Here is an 18,996-nt window from a genome sequence, read left to right as displayed (position 1 = left end):
CGTTGAGCAATCGCTGTGCCGCACACGAGGTGAGGTCGGCGGCCTCGCTCGCGTCCCCTGGGCGCTGCTTCATCCTCGATCCGCGATTCGGAACGACCGGACGCCAGCAGTGGTGCAACACTCTGCCGCGGGTCTGCATTGCAGGCGAAAGTGCCAAGAGACGGAGCGATCGCGATCGCGCCGGGTGCAACACGGTGCCGCGGGTGCAACACGGTGCCGCGGGTGCAACACGGTGCCGCGGGTGCAACACGGTGCCGCGGTGCAACACGGTGCCGCGGGTGCAACAGGGAGCGAAGCACGCCGGCGTCAGCGCCGGGAGCACCGCTTTCCAGCCGAGCGGCGCGCTGGTCACGAACATTCGCCCCCAGCGTAGGGATGGTCCTCCGGCTCAGGCCGCCCCTACCGTGATCGAAGAAGCTCTCGGCTCGTCGCGTGGCGTCGGATGGCGGCCGAGATCCCCTCGACGGCGCGCGTGCAGCGGGGCCGGTCCGCGACGCCTGGCGGGTCGCGGACGGACGCTCGACCAGCGAGAGGGGATCCCCGTGGCCCATGAGCGGAGCGCGGGGAGACCTCAATTCTTCGCACTGAAAGAGCTTGACAGATCGAGGATGGCTTGGTTGACCTCCCGTCCAGAATCGCGGCCATGAAGCCAGCGCCAGCAGGGCAGTCGTGATGAAGGCGCACCCCCGCGTCGGCGCCGCGACAACATGCTACGTCTTCGCTACGGCGAAGAGCCGTGATTGATGCGAGGTGCGCCGATGCCCGTGGCTGGACCGCTCGATCGATTTCCGCTCTGGTTGCTCCTGGGGGTCACCATCGTGGTCCTGCTGCTCGCCGTCGAGGGCGGCTACCGGCTGGGAGCGTACCGGCTCCGCCGCTCCGAGCAGGAGCACGGGGCCCACGTGCTCGCTCTGGTCACGACCACGATGGGTTTGCTGGCGCTCGTCCTGGCGTTCACGTTCGGCCTCGCGGCGACCCGCTTCGAGGGCAGGAAACAGATGGTCGTCGACGAGGCCAACGCCATCGAGACGACCTACCTGCGCGCCGGCCTGCTCCCCGGCGACCGCGGCGCGAAGGTCCGCGAGTGGCTGCGTGACTACGTGGAGTCGCGTCTGGAGGTGGTGAAGCTCGGCAACGTCGAGCAGGCGTTGCGGCACGCGGAGGAGCTGCACCGGGAGCTATGGAAAGAAGCGGAGGCCGCCGGACGAGACCAACCCAGCTCGACCGTCGTGGCGCTCTTCATCGAGTCGCTGAACAGGATGACCGAGCTCCACGCAATGCGCGTGAAAGTGGCCGTCCGGGGCGGTGTTCCAGGGGTCCTCTGGGCGGCGCTCTTCATGGTCGCGATCCTGAACCTGGCGGCCGTCGGTTATCATGCAGGTCTGGTCAGGACGCGCCGGTCCCCCACGATCGGGACGCTCGTCCTCGGCCTCTCGATCGTCCTGATGTTGACCGCCGACCTCGACCGCCCGCAGGAAGGGGCGCTCACGGTGAGCCAACAGGCCATGATCGATCTGCGGCGCAGGTTCGGCGATTGAGCGTCGCTCGTGCGTCGGGCGGACCATCTGAACGGCGCGCCCCGCCCGGCCTGAAATGATGCTCGCCGAGGGAGGAATGGAGATGGCCACCGCAGACGGATCATCAACGGTCACGTGGGAGTGTGCGATGCCGCGCTTCTCCGCCGAGGAGCGCGCGGCGCGCGGCAAGGCGGAGCGCGCGGAGATCCCACGCGCTGCCCACGGAACCTGGGAGGCGCCGCCCCACCGGCGCGATCCGATCGCGCTGCTGGAGCAGCAAGCGACGAGCCGCATGCCCGAGCTCGTGCCGATCCGCTACGGCCGGATGCTCGTCTCCCCGTTCACGTTCTACCGGGGCGCCGCGTACGTGATGGCCTCCGATCTGGCCGCCACGACGCGCTCGGGCCTGAGGGTGCAGCTCTGCGGCGACGCACATCTCTCGAACTTCGGGGTGTTCGGATCCGCCGAGCGGCGCCTGATGTTCGACATCAACGACTTCGACGAGACGCTCCCAGGACCATGGGACTGGGACGTGAAGCGGCTGGCCGCCAGCATGGAGCTGGCCGGGCGCGACAACGGCTTCTCGAAGTCGGCGCGCTCCGACATCGTCCTGAAGACCGTCCGCGAGTACCGCGAGGCGATGCGGAGCTTCGCGGCGCTCCGCAACCTCGACGTCTGGTACGCGAGCCTCGACGTCGAGCAGATTCTCGACCGATTCCGCTCGTCGGTGGGTCGCAAGCGTCTGCGCGTCACCGAGCGCAACCTCGCGAAGGCTCGGACGAAGGACAGCATACAGGCTTACGAGATGCTGACCCACGAGGTCGGCGGCCGGCGGCGGATCATCAGCGATCCTCCCCTGATCGTCCCGATGGAGGAGTTCTCGAAAGGCGTGGCCCGCGAGCAGCTCGAGCAGCAGGTGCGCGAGCTCCTGCGCGGTTATCGCCGCACCCTCCAGACCGATCGGCGGCACCTGCTGGAGGGGTACAGCTTCGCGGACATGGCCCACAAGGTCGTCGGCGTCGGGAGCGTCGGCTCGCGCGCCTGGATCATTCTGCTCGTCGGCCGTGACGACCAGGACCCGCTCTTCCTGCAGGCGAAGGAGGCGCAAGCGTCGGTCCTCGAGCCGTTCCTCGGGAAGAGCGAATACCGCAACAGCGGCGAGCGCGTGGTGGCGGGCCAGCGGCTGATGCAGGCCGCGAGCGACATCTTCCTCGGCTGGCAGCGGGTGGAGGGCGCCGACGGGATCGAGCGCGACTTCTACGTGCGCCAGCTGCGCGACTGGAAGTTCTCGGTGGAGATCGCCGCGCTGGATCAGGTTGTATTGACGACGTACGGCCGTCTCTGCGGTTGGACCCTCGCACGCGCGCACGCGCGCTCGGGCGATCGGATTGCGATCGCGGCCTACCTCGGGAAAGCGGACACCTTCGACAAGGCGATCGCCTCGTTCGCGATCGCCTACGCCGATCAGACGGAGCGCGACCACCAAGCGCTGGCGGTCGCGGTGAAGAACGGACGCATCCAGGCCGAGACCGGTCTCTGAGCGGCGGGCGCGTTTGGAAGAGCGGCAGGCAGGGGAAGCCGAATAGCCGCGCTCGGCGTCGCCGGGCGGCCAGCCCGAGAGAGCGTCCCTTTCACGGCGACCGCCGGAGCGCCGCTCAGCCCCAGCAGCGGTCTTCAGCGCGATGGAGAGCCCCAGCTCGCGGCCAGACGGACCCTAACCAGCGCTCTCCGACGCGCAGACAGCGCGAACGCATGCTCGCAACCAGCGGTGCGCCGGATCGGCGTCCATCCGTGGGTGCCACAGCATGGACACGGTGAACCCGATCGCAGGCACTGGAAGGCGGAAGCTGAACATCCCCTCGCGCAGGCTTGCCGTATGGCGATCCGGAACCGTGGCCACCAGATCTGAAGCCCGCGCCAGCGACAGCGCGGCTGAAAAGCCACCGACGATGGCTCCGACCTTCCGGATGAGGCCCGGGGCCAGGAAGGGCCGCTCGACGGCGCCGTTCTCATGGCCGCTGCGCGATACGATGACGTGGTGCGCCTGGGCATAGGCTTTGGCGGTCAACTTGCCATCGCGCAGAGGGTGCCGGGCTCGCACGACGCCGACCAGCCGATCATGGAACAAGGCCTGGCTGCGCACCTCCGGACCAAGGGACGCCTCGATGACGCCGGTCTCCAGATCGACGCGACCGTCGCGGAGGGGCGCGCTGTCCTTGTCAGGCTTCTGAAGGAAATGGAGGCGCACCCCCGGGGCCTCCCCGCCGATTCGAGCCAGGAGGTCAGGGCCGAAGTTTTCCACGAAGCCATCACTGGTCCGCAGCGTGAAGGTCCGCACGAGCCCAGTCAGGTCAATCGCCTGATCTGGCCGCAAGACGGCCTCGGCGTCCTCGACGAGCTGGTGAACCCGCTCGCGCAAGGCCAGCGCTCGAGGCGTCAGAACCAGGCCGCGGCCCGCCCTGACGAGGAGCGGATCGCCGGTCGTCTCTCGTAGGCGAGCCAGCGCGCGGCTCATCGCCGAGGGGCTGAGCCGCAACCGTTTTGCGGCGCGCGCCACGCTTCCTTCTGCCAGGAGCACGTCGAGCGTGATGAGCAGGTTCAGATCGGGGGACGACATGCCCCGAAGATAGCATGAAAGTCGAATTGACATGGTGATCGACGTCAACCACTCGGGCTCTCCGCGACCTTGATGACGGAGAGGAACAGGCTCGGCCGGCGCCGCTGCTCGCAGAGCGCGGGCAGGACGCGCGCCCGCTGGGCCCGCGCTGGTCCTCGCCCTGTGGGTGCCGGCCCAGCGACGCGCGCTCCGCACATGGCGTCCGACGCACGGACAACCTGCACGCGCCGCGCGTTCCGCCATGTCATGCGGCCCTCTACTCTTCCGAGACGCTTCAACGAAGGGGATTGACGATGGCCAGCAGCGCTCTGCAGACATTCATCGACGGCACCAAGGCGGCCTGGGGGCCGCTGACGAGCGAGCTCGTCGCCGCGTGCCGCCAGCACCTGGAGACTCTTCTCAAGGCTTCGCCGTCAGAGGCGTGGCTCGCGGCGCTCCACCGGAACGCGCCCACCAATGAGGAGCTGTATCGCGACCTCACCCATGGGTTTGTGCTCCTCGCGCACACCGAACAGGCCGGGCTCTACCGGCCCCCCCACGACCACGGCAGAGGGTGGGTGATATATGCGATGCAGCAGGGCGAAATCGAGATGGGGACCTACGCGCGCGTGGAGGACCCGGACGGCCAGGTCCGGCTGGTGAAGCGGGACTCGACCCTGGTGCGGGCCGGCCAGGTCCAGGTGTACCTCCCCGGCGACATTCACGACACGCGGTGCATGACGAGCTCGGCCCTGCTCTTCCGCTTCACGGAGCGAGACCTGAGGGTCGAGGACCGGCAAGAGCACCGGGTCACCCGGTATGTCGAACGCAACGGCGTCTGGACCACGGCGGCAGCATGACCGGTCGTCTGGCTGAAGGGCGGACCGCGACGGCCCCCCTCGACCGATCCACCCCGCAGCAGGCCCACGCCGACGCCGGCCTGCCGTCGCCGCGACGCGCCTTCGCGATCGCCGCTGTGTTGAGCGCCATGAGCCTCGTCGTGCTCGATGCGGGCATGGCCAACGTCGCCTTGCCGACGATGGCCCGCGCGCTGAACGCCACACCGTCCCTGGCGGTGCTCGTCATCACCGCGTACCAGACCGCGCTCGTCATGGCGCTTCTGCCCTGCGCCGCCCTCGGCGAGCGGCTCGGCTACTGGCGGGTGTTTGTCTGGGGCGTCGCTCTGTTCACGGCGGCGTCCGCGCTGTGCGCCCTGTCGCCCTCGCTGCCCTGGCTCGTCGCCGCCCGGTTCGTCCAGGGCCTTGGCGGCGCTGCCGTGATGGCGCTGGGGGTCGCCCTCTTGCGGTTGTCCGTTCCTCCGGAGCAGCTCGGCGCCGCCATCGGCTGGAACGCGCTGACGGTCGCGCTCTCGTCGGCCGCGAGCCCCGCCATCGGCGCCCTGATCCTGGCGGGGATGGGCTGGCCTTGGCTCTTCCTGGTGAACCTGCCCGTGGGCGCGACGGCGCTGTTGGCCGCGCGCGCGCTCCCGAGGGTCGCCGGAACCGCGCAACGGATCGACGGGCGCAGCGTGGCGCTGAACGGCGTCGTCTTTGCGCTGCTCGTCATCGGAGCGGAGCTCTTGCCGGCACGGCCGCTCGCGGCCGGCCTGCTGCTCGCGATCGCGGCGATCGCCCTGGTGGGGCTGGTTCGTCGGGAGGTGCCGAAGGCCGCCCCGATGATCCCGCTCGACCTGCTGCGCGGCAGATCATTCCGGGTCTCGGTGATCGCCTCGGTGTGTTGTTTCACGGGCCAGACGGCGGGCCTGGTGGCGCTTCCCTTTTACCTGCAACACCAACTTGGGCAGACGCCGCTGGAGGCCGGGATCTACATGACGCCCTGGCCGCTGACCGTCGCCGCGACAGCCGTCGTCGCCGGTCGCCTCGCGGACCGCATACCGACGGCGTGGCTCTGCGCTGTCGGCGGCGCCTGCCTCGCCCTCGGCTTGGCGGCGACCGCCCTGTGGCCGCTGCAGGGCGACCCTCGGCCGCTCATCGCGTTCGCCATCGTCTGCGGCCTGGGGTTCGGCCTCTTTCAGGTGCCGAACAACCGCAACATGTTCCTTTCCGCGCCGCCGGAGCGGAGCGGCGCGGCTGGGGGCACGCAGAGCACCGCTCGTCTGACCGGTCAGACGGCAGGGGCGGTTCTCATGACCCTGCTCTTCACCACCACGTCCCTCGACCTGGCGCCTCGGGTCGGGCTCGGGATCGGAGCCGTGCTGGCCCTGACCGCCGGCATCGTGAGCGCCGCGCGAGGTCCGGCACGGGGAGCGTCCGCTCGTGCCGCACCTGACGCCCGCCGTTCGAGATCCGATGGCTCGCTCCAGGCGGGCTTGTCGCGCTGAGCGAGCACCTTCGCATCCTGGCCGCTCATCCCCGTCAAGCAAGCTGAACCGCAGCCGGGACCGAAATGTCCGGTTCTTCCAATCGACCTTTCGCGACGGGCGATAGAAGATCCGCATGACGAACAAGCAACATCCGATTGGCAGCGGCTTCAGCGCAGCGTCCACCGCCGACGACGTCCTCCGGGGCATCGACCTCGGCGGCAAGAACGTCATCGTCACCGGCGGTCACGCCGGCATCGGCCTCGAGGTGACGCGCGCGCTCGCGAAGGCCGGCGCGTCCGTGACCGTGGCCGCGCGCGATCCGGGCCGCGCTGCCAGCGCGATCGCCGGGATCGAGCGCGTCGACGTGAGCCAGCTCGATCTGGTCGATCCGAGGTCGATCGACGGATTCGCGGAGCGCTGGCTGGCGTCGGGCCGGCCGCTCCACGTCCTCGTCAACTGCGCCGCGCCGCCGGCGCCCAGGGAGATCGCGCGCGACGCGCGCGGCTACGAGCTCCAGTTCGCGACCAGCCACCTCGGTCACTTCCAGCTCACGCTGCGGCTCTTGCCCGCGCTGCGGGCGGCGGGCGGAGCGCGCGTCGTCAACGTGTCGTCGGGCGCGCACCGGTTCGGCGAGATCCGGTGGGACGATCCGAACTTCGCGACGGGATACCAGTCGTCGGCGGCGTACGCGCAGTCGAAGAAGGCCAACGTGCTCTTCGCCGTGGAGCTCGATCGGCGGTGGGCGAGCGAGAAGATCCGCGGCTACGCCGTCCACCCGGGCGTCGTCGTCGGTACGACGCTGAACAGCGCGGCCGGGCCGGAGGCGCTGCGGGCGATGGGCCTCATCGACGAGGCCGGCAAGCCGATCATCGATCCGGCCCGCGGGAAGAAGACGCCGGCGCAGGGCGCGAGCACCATCGCGTTCGCGGCCACGAGCCCGCTCCTCGCCGAGATCGGCGGCGTCTACCTGAAGGACAACGACGTCGCGCCGCTGGACGACGAGGCGAAGCCGCTCACCGCGGACAGCGTCCCGACGGACGCGACGTCGAGCTCGGTCGATCCGGAGGCCGCGAAGCGGCTCTGGGAGCTGAGCGAGCGGCTCTTGCGAGGGTGATCATCTCCCGCGTGACGGCGGCGCGACGACAAGCGCGTCGCCCTGGTTCAGAACCAGCGCGCGAGCGCGTCGTCGAGCGGCTTCGACGACGCGTCTGTCCACGCGATGCAGCCGTCGGGACGCACGAGCATCGACGGCCCGTCCTTGGTGCGTGCATGGTGCACGTCATGCGGGAGTGACCGTTCCGAAGGCGAGACGAAGAGGCCGCCGCCCCTCTCCATCAGCGCGTACAGCCGCTCTTCGCTGCCGCCGGTGAGCGCGAGGAGCTGGTCCTTCGCGAGCGTGCCGACGAGCGGGTCGTCGTCGCCGAGGTCGTAACGAATGCCGACGCCCGTGAGCATCTCGCCGAAGTAGCGATTGCCTTCGGGCAGCTTCATCAGGTCGCCCACGATGGTGCGGAGCGCGCTCGTGAGCGGGTCAGGCCGCATCAGCGCGACTTGCGCGCGGGTATTCTCGAGGACGCGCGCGGCGACGGGATGGCGCTCGGCGGTGTACGAGTCGAGGAGATGATCGCGCCCCTTCACCGCCGCGGCGAGCTTCCAACCGAGGTTCGTGGCGTCGACGAGGCCGAGGTTCAAGCCCTGACCGCCGAAGGGCGAGTGGACGTGCGCGGCGTCACCGGCGAGCAGGACGCGGCCCATCCGGTAGGTCGTCGCTTGCCGCGCGTTGTCGGTCCAGCGCGTCGCCATCTTCATCGACAGGATCTTGACGTCGGTGCCGCTCACGCGCTGGATCGCCGCTTCGACCTCGGCCTGCGTGATCGGCGCGTCCCGAGCGGGCGGCGGTCCGTCGAACTCCGCCGTGAAGACGCGCCCCGGCACCGGTCCGGACACGACGAGGCCGCGCGGCGTTCGGTGCCAGCCCGTCGCGAGCTTCTCGGGCCTATCGAGCTCGACGACAGCCTGATAGCCGGTGATGGTCGGCGCCGTGCCGGGGAACTCGAAGCCGGCGAGCTTGCGGACGCGGCTCCGGCCGCCGTCGCAGCCGACGAGGTACTTCGCGCCCAGCGGGCCCGCGCTCGTCTGCACGGTCACGCCGTCGTCGTCCCGCGCGAAACCTTCCACCGTGATACCGCGACGGATCGCGATCCCGAGCTCGCTCGCGCGCGCGGTCAGGATCTTCTCGAGCGCCTCTTGCGGCACGGGACGCATGTGGCGCTCCGGGTCGCGCTGGAGGCCCTGGTCGATCAAGAACATCCCGGAAAAATGGCCTCCCGGCCTCTTCACCGGTCCGGCTCCGGAGCGCGCCTTCAGCGCCGGCATCATCAGGGCCATGGCGGCGCGGCGTTCGTCGTCGAGCGCAGGCGCGAGCCCGCGTCGTTCCAGCGCCTCGGCCGCCACCGCGCCGACCGAGGCGGCCTTGATCGTGCGGTCGGGCTCCACGAGCCGCTCCAGCACGAGCGGCTCCACGCCCGCGATCGCGAGCTCGATCGCAAGGAAGAGCCCGACCGGACCAGCGCCGACGATGACGACGTCGTGAGTCATGACGTGAATTTTATACCAGGTAAAAATATTAATCTAGTAAAATTTTATTCTTGGTCTAAGATCTGGCCATGGGCGAGCTCCGCGAGAGCAAGAAGCGCGAGACCAGGCAGCGGATCTCCGACATCGCGACGGGGCTGTTCTACGCGCGCGGCTTCGACGCGGTGACGGTCGAGGAGATCGCCGCCGCCGCGAACGTCTCCAAGATGACGGTGTTCAACTACTTCGCGCGCAAGGAGGACCTCCTCCTGGATCGCGAGGACGAGGTGATGCTGCTCCTGCGCGAGGCGCTCGGCGAGAGGCCGAAAGGGCAGTCGCCGATCGACGCGCTCCGCCGCCTCGTCGACAGGCTGTGCGAGCAGAGGCATCCGTTCGCTCGCGTCGACAGCCAGACGGTCGGCTTCTGGCGCGTCGTTGCGGCGAGCCCGTCGCTCAGGGCGCGCGTCCACGAGATCGGGGACGAGACGGTCGACGGGCTCGCGGTCGAGCTCGCGGGTCCGAAGCCCGACGGCCTCGCGCGGCTCGTCGCCGGCACGATCGTGCTGACGTGGCGCACGGCTTACGGCGAGGCGATCCGCGTGTTCGAGCGCGGCGGGTCGGCGAAGAAGGCGAACGCTGCGTTCATCGCGTTGATCGATCGCGGCTTCGCGGCCGTCCACGCAATGGCGGCGAGCTCGAGCCAGCCCGGCCCGCACGACGACGCGGCGAGATCCGCTTGACGCGCGTCCCTGCCGGGAACGACAGCTTCAGCGTCGTGATCGTGCGGAGCAGGAGCCCCATGACCGCCGGCTCTCGGATCGGGAGCGGCTGCACGGCGGACTCGATGAGGGTGAGCGTGCGGACCGCGGACGTTCGACGCGCCGCGGCGGCCAGGGCGCGACGCTGCCGCCGGAGCATCCGATATGGTTGCAGCGCACCATCTTTTGCGGCAAGAGGACGCCGGGAGATTTTTCCTCCCACGAAACGAAGACCCACGGGAACATGCAAATTCCGAGCAACCTCACGTCGCTGGTCGACGAAGGGCTCATCGACGAGGTTGTGCGGCCGCTGATGAGCGGAAAGGAAGCGGTGGTCTTCCTCGTCCGGGCGGGCGGCGAGCTGCGCGTCGCGAAGGTCTACAAGGAAGCGCAGAACCGCAGCTTCAAGAACCGCGCGGCGTACACCGAGGGCCGCAGGGTGCGCAACAGCCGCGACCAGCGCGCGATGGACAAACGCTCGCGCCACGGCCGGGCCCAGGACGAAGCCGCCTGGCGCTCGACCGAGGTCGACATGATCTACCGCCTGCGCCACGCAGGCGTCCGCGTGCCGACGCCGTACCAGGCGATCGACGGCGTGTTCGTGATGGAGATGGTCGCCGACGCCGACGGCTACCCCGCGCCTCGCCTCGCCGAGACGAGCCTCGACCGAGATCAGGCCCTGTGGGTCTACCATCGCCTGATCGGCGAGGTCGCGCGGATGTTGTGCGCCGGCGTCGTGCACGGCGACCTGTCGGACTTCAACGTGCTCATGAGCGCCGACGGGCCGGTGATCATCGACTTCCCCCAATCGGTGGACGCCGCGAGGAACCAGAACGCCAGGCAGCTCCTGCTCCGTGACGTCGACAACCTCCATCGCTTCGTCACGCGCTTCGTGCCCGAGCAACGGCGAGCAGCCTATGGCGAGGAGATGTGGGATCTCTACGCCAGCAGCGCGCTCACCCCTGAGACCCGGTTGACCGGCCGCCATCGGGTCTCCGAGCGAAGGGTGGATACCCGCGCCGTGCTCGACCTCATCGGCGACGCGAACCACGACGAGCGCAAGCGCCGCGAGCGTCAGGGCATCAGCATGCGGGGAGCGCCGAAGGCCCCCCCGTCGCCCGCGCCCACGCCCGAGGGGCGAACGACCGAGGGGCGAACGACCGAGGGGCGAACGACCGATCCGCGGGACCGACCGCGGCAGGCGGAGAGGCCGGCTGCGCATGCCGGGAACGGGGGCGGGCGAAGGCCGCAGCAACACGGACCAGGGCAAAGGCCGCACAACGCCGGGCCTGACCAGAGGCAGCCGTACGCGGGCAACGCGCCTGCCCAGAGGCCACCGCGGCACCCATCAGGACAACCGCCGGTGCAGTACGAGGCGAGGCAGCGACCACAGCAGCACGGGCCAGACCATCGGCCGGCCCAGCATGCGACGGCGCCACGGCCCGCGCAGCACCAGGCCGCGCGAAGGCCGCAGCACCACGAGGCGCCGCAGAGGCCGCAGCACCACGAGGCGCCGCAAGGGCCGCAGCACCACGAGGCGCCGCAAAGGCCGCAGCGCCACGAGGCGCCGCAAAGGCCGCAGCGCCACGAGGCGCCGCAAAGGCCGCAGCACCACGAGGCGCCGCAAAGGCCGCAGCACCACGAGGTGTCGCAAAGGCCTCAACAGCACCAGGCGATGCACGGGCCGCCGCAGCAAGGGGAGCCGCAGGAGGAGTCGCGGCCACGCCGCCGTGTCGTCATCTCGGTGAGCACCAGCGATCGGCGCTCGGGCACGCGCCGGAACCCCTGATAGGCCCCGTGGGCGTATGATAGAACGCCGGGATGGTTAGAATCTCCGCGGCCACGCTCGAGCTGGCCGAGAACCTCAACCTCAACTGCCCACAGCGCGCGGGCGAAGAGCGCGTCGTGCGCCCTGGCTACGCCGCCATCGTCGGCGCCGAGGCCGACCCGCACCACAACGTGGTCCAGCGTCTACGCCTCGCCGGGGACGAGGTCGCAGCCACGGTGGCCGAGGTCCGGGCGATCTTCGCGGCGAAAGGGCGGCGCCAGATCACCTGGGAGGTGGGCGATCACGCCGAGCCGAAGGACCTGGCCGAGCGCCTGATCGCCCTGGGAATGAAGCCGTTCGTGCCCGACGACCTCTCGGTCGGCATGGTGCTCACCCGGCCGCTCGTATCGACGGACACCTCGGTCACCGTCCGCCGCGTCCAGACATTCGAAGAGTTCGCGCGAGGCGCGTGGATCTTCCGCCGCGGCTTCGGCAGCGACGACGCCCCCGAGGACGATCCGGAGATCGCCCTGCGCTGGACCGAGCACCGCTCCGTCTCCGTCTTCGAGCGCTACCTGGCCTTCGACGGCGACGAGGCCATTGCCGTCGCCGACGCCCTCTTTCTCGACGCTGGCGTGGTCATGTGCGGCGGCGCGACGATCGCCGCCGCGCGCAGCCGGGGCGCCTACCGCGCGCTCATCGCCGCCCGCTGGGAGGAGGGCCGCCGCCGCGGGACGCCGACGCTGATCACCCAGGCCGGGGCGATGTCGCGACCGATCCTCAAGCGCCTCGGCTTCGACGAGGTCGTCCAGATCCGCATCTTCCTGGACGAGCTCGCCTGACGTCCGCGCCCGGCGTAAATCACGGATCCCACCCGAGACCGGTAGATCGCGCTCAGAGCGAGCCCTCATCGGGATCCACATCGGGAGCATAGCAGTTCGCGAACCCGTCGCTGCCCGTCTTGCACACCTCGTCCGGGAAGCACCAGTAATAGTCCACACCGGACGTCGTGTCGCAGTACCGGACCCCATGCACCCCGTTCTCGACGACGCACGTGTGCTCGCCGAGCTCGGAGCAGTCGGTGGTCACGGTGTCCGGCTGGAACCAGCACCTCGGCCGAGCCCCGGGGCCGGTCTGGCACGCGAACGGGCGCGCTGCTTCGTCGCTCGCATGGCTATACTCGCCGTACGGCGGCACGAACCCGGGGATCCCGGTCCCCGTCGCCTTCACATCGCACACGGCTCCCGCCACCAGCGTGTCGAGGCGGCACTGGGACGGAGCATGGCCCTCCTTCGTCACCGCGGTCTCGGTCGTGTCCGGTGTATCGAATTGCGGATAGACGATCTCCCTGGGAGCCTGCAGCACTTCCTGCTCCTCGTACAGCCGCCCCGTCTGCAGGCTGGCGAGCAGGATCCGGCCGCAGAGCTGCTGGCTCGCCAGGTCGCTGTAGGCCGTCGTGCAGCGCTCGCGCGCGGAAGGGTCGAGCTCGGCGAACGCCGCGGCGTTGGCCTCGGTTTCATTCGCCCACAGCCGCGGCAAGCAATCCTTCGTGGCAAAGTAGTCGGCCTGTCCCTCGGAGGCGACCGCCGTGCCCAGCGCGCCGGTGCTGTCCTTGCGGCCGGAGGTCTTGAACGGGAACCCGCCGATGAAGTGCCCCATCTCGTGGCACATCGTGAGCGCGAACACCTCCGTCGTCATGCTCGAGACCGTGAGCCATCCCTTGCTCACCTCGATTACCCAGTCCTCCCCCGGTTTGAGCAGCACATGGGCGCTGGCCGCATCGCTGTCCCAGTTGATTCTCCACGAGATCTTGTGGGTACCTGCCGGATTCGCGGCCGCGGCGTGGTCCTGGTAGAGCGCGACCACGCGATCGAGGATCGCTTCCGCCTCCTCGCGCGTCGGCGGGCGCTCCCCCGCCGAACCTCCGAGGATGGCGCCGGAATTGCCGTCCGTCCCATCGGTGGAGACGACGCCGCCCACGTCCCCCATACACGCCGAAAGGAGAACGGACGAAGCAAGAATAGTGTAAAATTTCATGGTAAACTCCGTCGAATTGGATCGCCGAAAAAAGACCGGACCGGGCCAGGAGGCCGGCGTTCGGTGCAGCGCCAGGCGCGCCGAGGGGCCCTGCTGACACAGGGCGACGAGAGGCAACGACGCGATGCGACCGACCTCAGCTGCCTGGCGGCGGGAGCTTGTGTTCGTTGCTGTTGATGCCGTCCCGGGGCTCGATCCTTCGAATTATTTTTGTGGCCTGCCCAGCCCGCCCGCTCGACCGCCTCAGGCCACATGATGGCGGTGTGGCGACGGGGAGGAGCTCCAAGCGCTCTTGCGGACGTCATGAAATTCAGCTCTCCAGTCCCCGGGCGGGATCGAGCGGACATGATCTCCCCTGATTCGAGCGACCTCCCCTCGCGAGGCCAACGCTATGCTGGCGCCCGAGCGCTGGCGCAGCACGAGGCGGAGATCACCGAGCTCATGAAACGAAGCACCGTCACCCCCGATCGCCGGGTCCAGCTCGTGGTCGTCGCGTGCGCCGTCCTCCAGCTCGCCGTCGGCCTGTTCACGATCCGCCAGTACGGCTACTTCCGCGACGAGCTCTACTATCTCGCCTGCACCAGGCACCTCGCCTTCGGCTACGTCGATCAACCGCCCCTCTCGATCGCTCTGCTGCGGCTGGTCCGTGTCCTTGGCGGCGACTCGCTCGTGGGGCTCCGCGTCGTCCCGTTGCTCGCCGGCGTCGCCCTCATCGCCCTCACCGGCCGCCTCGTCGTGCGGCTCGGCGGAGGAGCGCTCGCCGCGGCGATGGCGTGCCTCGCCGTCGTGGGCGCGCCGGTGCTGCTCGCGTTTCATCATCGCTATTCGATGAACGCGCTCGACGGGGTCTTCTGGCTCGCCGCCGCGCTCCTCCTCGCGCGCGCGGTCGAGTCACGGCGCCTCGGCGCGTGGGCCTGGCTCGGGGTCGTCCTCGGTCTCGGGCTGGAGAACAAGCTCAGCGTGCTCTGGCTCGGCGCGGGCGTGGCGCTCGCGCTCTTCCTCTTCGATCGGCCGGCGCTCCGCACGCGCGGGCCCTACGTCGCCGCGGCGATCGCTGCCGCGCTCTTCCTGCCGCACCTCGTCTGGCAGGTGGTCAATGGGCTCCCGACCGTGGAGTTCATGCGCAACGCGCTCCAGCTCAAGTACCGCGAGCGCTCGTTCCTCGACTTCCTCGTCGAGGTGGTGCTCGTCATGAACCCGGCGACGCTCCCGATCTGGGCGGTGGGGCTCACCGCGCCCTTCTTGACGCGGCCGCGGGGGACGGCGCGGATCCTCGCTTGCGTCGCGCTCACCGCGTTCGCGATCGTCGCGGCGACCCGCTCCGGCAAGGCCGAGTACCTCGCCGCGGCGATCCCGATCCCGCTCGCGCTCGGCGCCTGCGCCATCGAGCGATGGTCGACCACGCCGGCCCGCACCGCCAGCGTCGCCCTGCTCGGCGCCGGCATCGCCGGCACGGCCATCCTCGTCGCGCCCCTCGCCATCCCCGTCCTCCCCGTCGAGCGCTTCATCGCCTACCAGCGCGCGCTCGGGATGACGCCCTCGTCCAGCGAGAAGAAAGAGCTCGCCGAGCTGCCGCAGAGCTACGCCGACATGTTCGGGTGGACCGAGCTCGTCGACGTCGTCGCCGACGCCGTACCGCGCCTCTCTCCCGCCGAGCGCGAGCGCGCGGTGATCTGGACGGTCTCCGGCGGCTACGGCTCCGCGGCGGCTCTGGAGATCCTCGGGCGCGAGCGGGGCCTGCCGCCGGTCATCTCCGGGCACAACAACTACTGGCTCTGGGGCCCGGGGCGCTACGACGGCTCGGTCGCGATCGTCGTCGGAGGCCGGCGCGAGCGGATCGCGCCCTATTTCGAGTCGCTGGAGCAGACCGGCGTGGTCGAGTGCGGCCTCTGCATGCCTTACGAGAACCACAAGCCGGTCTACATCGCCCGCGGGCTGCGAGCGCCGCTCGCCAGGGTGTGGGCCGAGGAGAAGTCGTTCCACTGAGCGCGACCGGCCGAGCACACCTCGGCGAGCCGAGCCTCGCGCAGCTCGTTGCCCCGGGCTCCGCGATCGCGCGACGCGCTGAGCTCGACTGGCTACTTGAAGATCGAGAGGGGCACGGCGCTCGCCATCGCCTCATAGCCGGCGTCATTGGGGTGCAGGTGATCGCCGCTGTCGAACGAGGCGAGGATCTTTGTCGGGTGCTCCGGGTCACGCACGGCGGCCTCGAAATCGATGACCCCGTCGTAGGAGGTGTTGCCGCGGATCCATGCGTTGACCTCCTGGCGCAGGGCCTCTCCCGCGGGCGTGTAGTAGGGCGGGAACGCTTCCTCGAACGGCATCAGCGTGCCGACGAACGCCTTGACCCCCTTCGCCCTCGCCTTGTCGGCGAGCGACTCGAGCCCGTCGATCATCTGAGCCGCCGTCGCCTCCTCGGCGGGCCCCACGAAACTCGCCATCCCGATGTCGTTGATGCCGATCAAGACAATGACGTGCGTCACCCCCGGCGTGCCCAGCACGTCGCGCTCGAAGCGCGACACGGCGCTCGGACCGACGCTGTCCCGGAGCAGCCTGTTGCCGCCGAGCCCCTGGTTGACGACCGCGAACATCCGCGTCTCCGGATCCGCCTGGAGCCGCGCGAAGAGCCGATCCGAGGTGCGCTTCTCGGCGTCCATCGTCGAGCTCGTCCCGTCCGTGATCGAGTCGCCGAACAGGACAACGACCTTCTGGGGCTCCGTCGACTCGACGTCGACGCCCGTGAGCCAGTACGTGGACGTGATGCTGGTCGGCGACGTCAACGTCTCGCTCGCCGCCTGGTTCCCCTTGGCCACCGCGTGCGTCGTGAGGGAGAACGGGTGCCAGGTCGCCGGCTCCGACGCCGCCGCGCTGTGGATGCTCACGATGAGGTGGTCGCCCGCGCTCACCGCGAGATCCACGCCGTCGCTCACCGCCTCGCTGGCCGGCGGGATCGACGCGCTCGGCTCGCCGGAGAACTGGACCCGCCGGTCGGTGCCGGGCGCCGCGACGAACGGCGAGGCCTCCTTCGCCACGCGGACCTCGGCGAGCTCCAGCGGCTGGGTCCCGAAGAGGTTCGAGAGCCGGAGCCGGACCTGGTCGCCGGAGGCGGTGACGACGATCCGCTGGCGCACGGTCTCGTCGCTGAAGCTGCGCGGCGCCAGGTCGGGGAACGGCGAGTCCGCCCCCTGCATCGTCGTCCCCCACGCGGCCGTCCAGCGCCCGACGGGCGCCACGTCGTCACCGCCGCAGCCGGCGGTGGCGACGGCCAGAACAAGCGCTCCTGCGGTCGACACACGGGTGAATCTCGATCCGATCATCACACACCTCTCCCTGCGAAGCCGGGCTCCCGGGGGTTATCGACCGGAGGAACGACCCTGGCTTCACTCGGGCGACGAACGACCGCCGGCGGGATCGACAGCGCGAGACATTTTTTTTCGCCCCGCCCGCTGGCGCTCACCCGTCGAGGAACGGCTCCAGCACCGGCACGAGCAGGGCGGGCGCGATGTCGTGGGTGGCGCCCTCGATCGTGACCGCCCGTCCGCCGGGCAGCTGCGCGGCGAGCGTCTCGGCGACCTGGCGCATGACCGGCGCGCCCGCGCCGCCGGCGATCGCCAGCGCCGGCTGGCGGATCTCCGCGAGCGCGGCGGTGATGCGCCCGTCGGCGAGGATCGTCGCATCGTAGACCAGGGTGTGCGCCATCGCCTCCAGCGCGGGGCGGAACGGGGCGTGCCTGAGCTGGGCCACGACCTCGTCGGGGATCCCGACCATGCGCCGCTGGAAGTACTCCACGGCGTCGCCGCGACGCCCGGCCGCGACCAGCGATGCCAGCGCCTGCGCGTGCTCGGCGGGCTGGCCGGGCGGCGCCTCGTAGAGCGCCAGCCGCGTGATGGCCAGGCCGCGCGCCGCCGCAGCCAGCGCGAGCAGCGCGCCGGAGGAGTAGCCGAAGACGGCCGCGGCGCCGCCCGCGGCCTGGATCACCGCGTCCAGGTCCTCGACCTCACGGTCGATCGCGTACGTCGCCGCGTCGCCGCTGTCGCCGCGCCCCCGGCGATCGTAGGCGAGCACGGTGAACCGGCGCGCCAGGTGCGCTGCCAGCGGCGCGCCCGCCGTCCGGTCGTTGAACGCGCCCAGCACCAGGATCACCGGCGCCCCCTGCCCCGTCTGGTCGAACGCGATGGTGGTGCCGTCCCTGGAGGTCGTCTTCTTCATCTCGGGTCTCCTTTCCGCGGTCCTGTCGCGTAGACCCGAGGCGGAGAAAAACTAATCGGTCAGCGTCGGCGGCAGCCGGAACCCGGCGCACAGCTCGGCAGAAAACGTAGTGATCTCCGCGATCTGGCCGTCAGCGACGCGCAGCACGTGGACGCCCGACAGCCGGAACACCGCCTCGCCCTGGCGGCGCAGGTAGGCCGCGGCCGCCGGATGCCGGTTGGCGCCGACCGGCGCCATCCTGAACTCGCGTCCCTGCCAGCGGGGCGGGAACAGCGCGAGCAGGTTGGCGATCGCCGCGCGGCCGTCGAACCAGAGCGGCGCGGGCGGCATCGCCCAGCGCGCGTCCTCGCGGAGGAGCCGGGTCAGCTCGGCGGCGTCCCCCTGCTCCCACGCGTCCATGAACACCTTGAGCGCGGCGCGCTCGCGGCCCGTGACCGGCGCGCCGGCGGACGGGTCCGGCGCCCCGGCGGGGTAGCGCGCGCGCAGCGTCGAGCGCGCCCGCTGGAGCGCGCTGGTCACCGACGGGACGGTCAGCTCGAGCAGCTCCGCGATCTCGGCCGCCGACCAGCCCACCACGTCGGACAGGATGAGCACGGCGCGCTGGCGCGGCGGCAGGTGCTGCAGCGCGGCCAGGAACGCCAGCGCGATGGTCTCGCGCGCCTCCACCACGGCGTCGGCGGGCGGCTCGGCGTCGAGCAGGTCGTCCGGGAACGGCTGGAGCCACGGGACCTCCGGCGCCAGGGGCGGCGTGGAGCGCGCCTGCGACGCCGGCGTGGAGGCGGTGACCGGCGGCCCGAGGTCCTGCGGCAGCACCCGCGGCGGGGCGCGCTCCAGCGTGTTCAGGCAGGCGTTGGTGGCGATGCAGTAGAGCCAGGTGCGGAACAGCGATCGCCCCTGGAACCCCTCGCGGCCACGCCAGGCGCGGAGCAGGACCTCCTGCACCATGTCCTCGGCCTCGTCGAACGAGCCGAGCATGCGATAGCAGTGCGCGCGGAGCCGGCGGCGGTAGCGCTCGCTCAGCGCCGCGAACGCCGCGTGGTCCCCGGCGCGCGCCGCGGCCAGGACGGCCGCCTCCTCCTCGCCATGGTCCGCCGGCATATGCCTCGCCGGGCGAGAGGGTGAACGGGTTCGGGGAGCGGCGCAAGCGCGCGGGCGCGCCGGGATAGCGCGCGGGCGCGCCGGGGTGGTCCTCGCACGCTGTGGCGTGAAGGCGG

Annotated in this window: 15 protein-coding genes; 9 read left to right on the top strand and 6 right to left on the bottom strand. The window is 70.5% G+C overall.

Annotated elements, in window-relative coordinates; all coding sequences use genetic code 11:
* The first annotated feature begins 758 nt into the window (after positions 1-758).
* Positions 759-1,538 (top strand): hypothetical protein, encoded by a 780-nt coding sequence (locus WME85_RS09025; RefSeq protein WP_437837089.1) that lies wholly within the window; start codon positions 759-761, stop codon positions 1,536-1,538.
* A gap of 127 nt (positions 1,539-1,665) precedes the next feature.
* Positions 1,666-3,057 carry a DUF2252 domain-containing protein gene (locus WME85_RS09020; RefSeq protein ID WP_437837087.1) on the top strand — a complete coding sequence of 464 codons (1,392 nt, stop codon included), beginning with the start codon at positions 1,666-1,668 and terminating at the stop codon, positions 3,055-3,057.
* Positions 3,058-3,231: 174 nt separating this feature from the next.
* Here the strand turns inward: WME85_RS09020 and WME85_RS09015 are convergent, their stop codons facing one another.
* A complete protein-coding gene (locus WME85_RS09015; protein WP_437837085.1) occupies positions 3,232-4,134 on the bottom strand; it encodes a LysR family transcriptional regulator in 903 nt (300 codons plus the stop codon).
* A 293-nt stretch (positions 4,135-4,427) separates the two neighbouring features.
* Here WME85_RS09015 and WME85_RS09010 point away from each other — a divergent pair, with 293 nt between their 5' ends.
* From WME85_RS09010 to WME85_RS09000, 3 genes are all read left to right on the top strand, one after another.
* Positions 4,428-4,973, top strand: a complete 546-nt coding sequence (locus WME85_RS09010; protein WP_437837083.1) for a hypothetical protein — start codon at positions 4,428-4,430, stop codon at positions 4,971-4,973.
* Entirely contained in the window at positions 4,970-6,454 is a 1,485-nt protein-coding gene (locus WME85_RS09005) for an MFS transporter (RefSeq protein ID WP_437837081.1), read from the top strand. The genes WME85_RS09010 and WME85_RS09005 overlap by 4 nt, the downstream gene beginning before the upstream one ends.
* Before the next feature lie 115 nt (positions 6,455-6,569).
* Positions 6,570-7,550, top strand: coding sequence for an SDR family NAD(P)-dependent oxidoreductase (locus WME85_RS09000; protein WP_437837079.1), 981 nt, complete (start codon positions 6,570-6,572; stop codon positions 7,548-7,550).
* Positions 7,551-7,597: 47 nt separating this feature from the next.
* Here the strand turns inward: WME85_RS09000 and WME85_RS08995 are convergent, their stop codons facing one another.
* Positions 7,598-9,034, bottom strand: a complete 1,437-nt coding sequence (locus WME85_RS08995; RefSeq protein ID WP_437837077.1) for an FAD-dependent monooxygenase — start codon at positions 9,032-9,034, stop codon at positions 7,598-7,600.
* A gap of 68 nt (positions 9,035-9,102) precedes the next feature.
* On the opposite strand from WME85_RS08995, the gene WME85_RS08990 reads away from it, so the two are divergent.
* The 3 genes from WME85_RS08990 (at position 9,103) to WME85_RS08980 (ending at position 12,378) form a co-directional block, all read left to right on the top strand.
* Positions 9,103-9,750 carry a TetR/AcrR family transcriptional regulator gene (locus WME85_RS08990; protein ID WP_437837074.1) on the top strand — a complete coding sequence of 216 codons (648 nt, stop codon included), beginning with the start codon at positions 9,103-9,105 and terminating at the stop codon, positions 9,748-9,750.
* A 262-nt stretch (positions 9,751-10,012) separates the two neighbouring features.
* Positions 10,013-11,557, top strand: a complete 1,545-nt coding sequence (locus tag WME85_RS08985; RefSeq protein ID WP_437837072.1) for a PA4780 family RIO1-like protein kinase — start codon at positions 10,013-10,015, stop codon at positions 11,555-11,557.
* Positions 11,558-11,589: 32 nt separating this feature from the next.
* Positions 11,590-12,378, top strand: a complete 789-nt coding sequence (locus WME85_RS08980; protein ID WP_437837070.1) for a hypothetical protein — start codon at positions 11,590-11,592, stop codon at positions 12,376-12,378.
* Between the two features lie 52 nt (positions 12,379-12,430).
* On the opposite strand, the gene WME85_RS08975 is transcribed toward WME85_RS08980, so the two are convergent.
* Positions 12,431-13,573 (bottom strand): hypothetical protein, encoded by a 1,143-nt coding sequence (locus WME85_RS08975; protein WP_437837068.1) that lies wholly within the window; start codon positions 13,571-13,573, stop codon positions 12,431-12,433.
* Between the two features lie 441 nt (positions 13,574-14,014).
* On the opposite strand from WME85_RS08975, the gene WME85_RS08970 reads away from it, so the two are divergent.
* A complete protein-coding gene (locus WME85_RS08970) occupies positions 14,015-15,559 on the top strand; it encodes a glycosyltransferase family 39 protein (protein WP_437837066.1) in 1,545 nt (514 codons plus the stop codon).
* 92 nt (positions 15,560-15,651) lie between these two features.
* Here the strand turns inward: WME85_RS08970 and WME85_RS08965 are convergent, their stop codons facing one another.
* From WME85_RS08965 to WME85_RS08955, 3 genes are all read right to left on the bottom strand, one after another.
* The gene (locus tag WME85_RS08965) at positions 15,652-16,866 is read right to left on the bottom strand and encodes an SGNH/GDSL hydrolase family protein (protein WP_437837064.1); all 1,215 of its coding nucleotides are present in this window, start codon (positions 16,864-16,866) and stop codon (positions 15,652-15,654) included.
* A 160-nt stretch (positions 16,867-17,026) separates the two neighbouring features.
* Positions 17,027-17,782: an alpha/beta fold hydrolase gene (locus WME85_RS08960; RefSeq protein ID WP_437837062.1), complete on the bottom strand. Its 756-nt coding sequence runs from the start codon at positions 17,780-17,782 to the stop codon at positions 17,027-17,029.
* Positions 17,783-17,833: 51 nt separating this feature from the next.
* Positions 17,834-18,880 (bottom strand): RNA polymerase subunit sigma-70, encoded by a 1,047-nt coding sequence (locus WME85_RS08955; protein WP_437837060.1) that lies wholly within the window; start codon positions 18,878-18,880, stop codon positions 17,834-17,836.
* Positions 18,881-18,996: the final 116 nt, after the last annotated feature.

Origin of the sequence: Sorangium sp. So ce1153, assembly GCF_051521595.1 — a bacterium.
In the GTDB taxonomy this organism is placed as follows: Bacteria; Myxococcota_A; Polyangia; order Polyangiales; family Polyangiaceae; genus Sorangium.
This window is presented reverse-complemented; position numbering and strand designations above follow the sequence as displayed.